General features: G+C 70.0%; 1 protein-coding gene. It reads left to right on the top strand.

Going from position 1 to position 447, the window contains the following annotated elements:
* Window positions 1–261: peptidylprolyl isomerase (locus tag OZ411_RS43105; RefSeq protein WP_282532828.1), on the top strand; the 261-nt coding region annotated here is incomplete at its 5' end.
* Between the last annotated feature and the right edge of the window lie 186 nt (window positions 262–447).

Raw genomic sequence — 447 nt, 5'->3', positions numbered from 1 at the left:
ATGGCGCTCGCCAAGAATGCGATCGCCGAGCCGATCAAGCTCGACGACGGCTGGCACATCATCAAGCTCACCGACACCAAGGCCTCCTACACCCGGACCTTGCCGGAGGTGCGCGAATTGCTGGTCCAGCAGATGCGCAGCGAGCGCGCGGCGATGCTGCGGCGTGCCTACATCGCCGAACTGTTGAAGCAGAATCCGCCCGTCATCAACGAGCTCGCGCTGTCGGGCCTGCTCGGCGGCCCGACCCCGGCGGCGAGGTAATCGCGCGATGGCCGCCGTGCCGCCCATCGCCGAACCGGCGCCGGACTGGATGCTGACCGCCGGCGAGCTTCAGGCGCTGCTCGGGATCTGCGGCTATCGCGGCGCCGTGCTCGCGACCTGGCGGCGGCATGTGCTGCCGGCCGGGTGCCGGGTCTCGCTGCAGTTCGGCGATCAGCTCGCGCGCGA

It is taken from the genome of Bradyrhizobium sp. Arg237L, from assembly GCF_029990105.1.
In the GTDB taxonomy this organism is placed as follows: domain Bacteria; phylum Pseudomonadota; class Alphaproteobacteria; order Rhizobiales; family Xanthobacteraceae; genus Bradyrhizobium.
This window is presented reverse-complemented; position numbering and strand designations above follow the sequence as displayed.